This is a genomic window from Devosia sp., assembly GCF_036676215.1.
Taxonomy (GTDB): Bacteria; Pseudomonadota; Alphaproteobacteria; order Rhizobiales; family Devosiaceae; genus Devosia.
Genome location: NZ_JAKFDJ010000003.1, coordinates 1 through 3,956, shown reverse-complemented (window position 1 = coordinate 3,956; position 3,956 = coordinate 1). Strand labels below are relative to the sequence as shown.

The 3,956-nt window shown below is 64.3% G+C and carries 5 protein-coding genes; 1 reads left to right on the top strand and 4 read right to left on the bottom strand.

Annotation, left to right across the window (positions count from 1 at the left end; translation table 11 throughout):
• Positions 1-185, bottom strand: a 185-nt coding sequence (locus tag V6M52_RS00295; protein WP_332698203.1) for a hypothetical protein, incomplete at its 3' end; no start/stop codon positions are given.
• An 87-nt stretch (positions 186-272) separates the two neighbouring features.
• Here V6M52_RS00295 and V6M52_RS00290 point away from each other — a divergent pair.
• Positions 273-404 (top strand): hypothetical protein, encoded by a 132-nt coding sequence (locus tag V6M52_RS00290; RefSeq protein WP_332698200.1) that lies wholly within the window; start codon positions 273-275, stop codon positions 402-404.
• Positions 405-451: 47 nt separating this feature from the next.
• Here the strand turns inward: V6M52_RS00290 and V6M52_RS00285 are convergent, their stop codons facing one another.
• The 3 genes from V6M52_RS00285 to V6M52_RS00275 all read right to left on the bottom strand — a co-directional run.
• Positions 452-1,939 carry a tryptophan halogenase family protein gene (locus tag V6M52_RS00285; protein WP_332698197.1) on the bottom strand — a complete coding sequence of 496 codons (1,488 nt, stop codon included), beginning with the start codon at positions 1,937-1,939 and terminating at the stop codon, positions 452-454.
• Positions 1,940-1,968: 29 nt separating this feature from the next.
• Positions 1,969-2,904, bottom strand: a complete 936-nt coding sequence (locus tag V6M52_RS00280) for a PA14 domain-containing protein (protein ID WP_332698194.1) — start codon at positions 2,902-2,904, stop codon at positions 1,969-1,971.
• Between the two features lie 59 nt (positions 2,905-2,963).
• Positions 2,964-3,956 (bottom strand): hypothetical protein (locus V6M52_RS00275; protein ID WP_332698191.1); only part of this gene is annotated, 993 nt, incomplete at its 5' end.

The window sequence follows — 3,956 nt, the reverse complement described above, 5'->3', positions numbered from 1 at the left end:
TCGTCGATATCGCAGGCAAATTTGTTCCAGCTGTTCCAGCCCATTGGCGGGGTGTCGGCCAGGCCTTCAGCCTTTTGAGCCCAGCTATTGCCTGCCGCGCCAAAGAATACGGTCATCGCCGCGGCGGCCGCCATCATTGCCGTGCTCGGCATCAGTGCCTTGTGTGTGACGTGCTTTATTTTCATTTCTTACTGACTCCAAAAAAAGTGGGGGGGACATCGTACAAATCCATGGCGCAAAAACCATGCAAGAGTTTTAAATCGTTAAGTCCGGTGGATTTCGCCAGTGCCGCGCCGGACCGCGCCATCGAGGTCGGTGCTACCCCGGCGCAGCGGCAATGGCCCGCAGCAGGCGGTGTCGATGGCGATCCGCCGGAAGCCCGCGGCCCCACCCATCGCCGGTGATTGCCGTGGTGCGGGAAATTCTTTGAAATTTCATTCAGTTGATTACCTTAGTCGTTCCGCATTATGTGGCGCAGGAAAGCGTCGTGGGTGGGCATGGCCGCCACGACGGCCGCGTAATGGTCGCGTCGCTGGTGCAGGGCCTGCAAGGCTTCTGCGATCGGCACCTCGGCCAGCACGGGGTCGGCGCGTACGGGCCAGTTCCCCATCCCGGCGTGGATCGCTAGCCAGCTGCTGGCCTCGAAACCTTCTTCCCCGTTCATGTTCAGCAAGCCGGCCTGGCGCCAGGCGTGAATCTTGAAGTCCAGCATCTCTGGCAGTTCCATGCTCGCCATGTCGCGCCACAGCTGGCTGTCGCGGCGCTCGGTGAGGCAATAGTGCAGGATGATGAAGTCGCGAATGCGTTCGAATATCCTGGTCATGCCCCTGTTGTAGTTGGCCACGGCGGCCGCAGCGGGCAGCGCACCCGGCCGCAGCAGTTCGATCATTTTTTCCAGGCCGCGCTGGATCAGGAGGATGCTGGTCGATTCGAGCGGCTCCAGAAAGCCCGACGACAAGCCCAGCCCGACCACGTTGTCGACCCAGAAGCGTTCGCGGTGGCCGGTGGCAAAACGCAGCAGGCGCGGTTCGGCCAGGGGAGGGCCGTCCAGCCGTTCGAGCAATTGGGTGCGCGCGCGCTCCTCGTCGATGTAGCGGGAGGAGAACACGTGGCCGTTGCCGACGCGGTTGCCGAGCGGGATCCGCCAGGTCCAGCCCGCTTCGAGCGCGGTGGCGACGGTGTGCGGCGTGAGCTCCGGTCCGCTCGGCTCGCTGGGCACGGCCCAAGCCCGGTCGACCGGCAGCCAGCGGCTGAAATCGACGTAAGGCTCTTCCAGGGCGCGGCCCAGCAGCAGGGAAACAAAGCCGGAGCAGTCGATAAACAGGTCGCCGGCCACCACGCGGCCATCTTCGAGCTTGAGCTGGTCGACGCCACCATCGGTGCGGCGCTTGACCTCGACGATGCGGCCTTCGGTGCGCCGCGCGCCCCTGCTGAGCGCGATGCCGCGTAAGAACCCTGCGTACAGGGTGGCATCGAAATGGTAAGCGTAGCTATACAAATTGGGGTGCTCCGCGGGCGGTGGGGCGAAGCGGCCCTGGCTGGCCATTACGCTGGGCAGGCATTGCTCGCTCAGCGGGCCCAGCGCGGTGTCGTTTACCCGGCGGTACTGGCCCCACAGACAGGCGGGACCGGTCAGATCGTCGAAATTGCCAAAGGTATGGAAGAAGCGCTGGCCCTTGGCGCGCCAGTCGCGAAACTCGATGCCGAGCTTGAACGTGCCATTGGTGGCGCGCAGGAACTCGGCCTCGTCGATGCGGTTCGACTTGTGAAAATCGCGCAGCATGGGAAACGTGGCCTCGCCCACGCCGACGATGCCGATCTCTTCCGATTCGACCAGTTCGACCGTGCTGCCGGGCAGTGCGGTCGCCAGTGAGGTGGCCGCCATCCAGCCGGCTGTGCCGCCGCCGACGACGACGATGCGTTTGTATGCGGTGTTCATGTAATTCTCCTTGTCATCGGCGGCGCCGATCACTCCTTCGCCAGGATCTGCGGCAGCGTGCCGGCCGGCGGCCGCCCGATCAGGCTGCGCGGGATGTAGCCGTAATCGGTCGCGCCTGGCTTCTTCCACGCAAGCATCAATGCGAGATCCGGGCCCGGCCCCTGGAAGTAACGCACGCGGAAATTGCGCAAGCCCTTCTCCAGCTTGATCTTGGTCGCCACGGGTGTTGGGGCGTGGATGCCATCGTTGTCAATCACGTTTTCATCGTCGACACTGAGCATGGCGCCATCGTCGGCCAACAGCATCAGTTCATACGTGGCGGTTTCCGGAATATTGACGGTGAAGCGAATATCCAGGCCGAACCATTCGTTCGTCGAGCCCAGGCCGGGAAAGCCTTCTTTGAAGGAGCGCGGCGTGATATTGAGCTGGGCCATGCAAACGCGCTTGATCGGCTTGCGCCGGCGCATTTCGGACACCGATTGGTTGTTGACAGCGAGGCGATATACGTCGGCGATCATATGCCGATCCGACTCCTCGGCGCATTCTTCGAACAGCTTGGGGGGCGCGCTGGCCACGGCCTCCTTCACGGGCGGCGGCGGGGCTGCGGCAGGGGGCGGGGCCGGGGGCGCGGCCGGGGCCGGCGGGGCCCGGATGGCGTCGGGCACGATGTCGAGCACGGGCAGCGGGGGCAGGGCGAGCGGGGGCGGGGCGAGCTTGGGCGGGGCGACATCGGGCGGAGGTACGTGAATTTTTTTCTCCGGTACTTTCTGCTCGAACAGGACCACCTCTACGCTGCGCGCCGGCGGTGGCTCGGAAACGCGTGAGCGCGACAGCAGAACAGCGGCCAGCAAGGCCAGATGGATGAGCAACACGATGACCAGCGCGTAGCGCCGGTTCTCGCGCCGCAACGACGGCTGCCCTTCAGATTCGGGCGGGTCAAATTCGGATTCCGGTGGTGAACTCATACATTTCCAAATACATTTTCAATTGATCAAAAGCCTGGCGCCCTCGCGGGCGCTTGCGTTCAGTCTTTTTGCCCGACCCGGTAGTAGTCAAAGTCCACACGGCCGCCGGCGGTCTTGGTCGAATAATAGAAGAGCGCGTAGCGGTAACCCATGAAGTGCGGGAAGGTGTAGGCAAGGCGCGACGGACGACCGATCGGGGTCCAGGTCTTGCCGTCGAGGCTGAAAAAGAAGCGGGCCACTTCAGGCGCACCCGGGATGCCGTAGACCTTGGCGCCAACTTCGTCGACGCCGAAGCGGGCGTCGTCGGGCGCAGAATTGAATTCGCCTTCGACCTTCAAGTGAACGGTATTGCCCGAGAGGGGAATGGAGGCGATCTCCTCGGGCTGGTCGGCGTCGGCGCTCACCATGACGAGCGATTTGGCGCCGCCGCTCATCTTCACGCCGACAAAACCATATTTTTTCTGGAAAGCGGCCAGGCCGGCCCAGTCGCCGTCTTTCATGCCGCTCACGTCGATGCTGGTGGTGGCGGAACTGCTCGGGCCAAAGGCGCGCTGGGTGAGGGTATTCCTGGCCTCGGGCAGGGTGGCATCGACCCGGCTGGTGACGAAGCTCATGTAGCCCGGGCGCTTGGTGAGCGACCAGTTGCGCGGATCAGGATTGTGGTTCCATTGCCAGGCGAGGGGCAGGGCGGGAGTGCCGGGCAGGCGGTCGAATTCGTCGGAGGCGACTATGCCGGAGGCGCCTGAGGCGCCTTGCCCGCCGGCGGGGATGTCGAGCGTCATGGGCACCTCGCCGTCTTTGCCGAGCACGGGCCAGCCGTCCTGCCAGGTCACGGGCACGAGGTAGGGGATACGGCCGACGGCGCCGTTGTCCTTGAACAGATAGGCATACCATTTGCCTTCCGGGGTGTCGGCCAGGCCGCCCTGGGCGATACCGCGGTCATCGAGCACGATGCGGCCCTCGTAGGGACCGTCGATGGTGTCGGCGCGGTGGACGATGACGGTGCGCGCCCAGCGGGTCTTGGGCGAGGCGATGTTGAGCAGGTAGTAGCG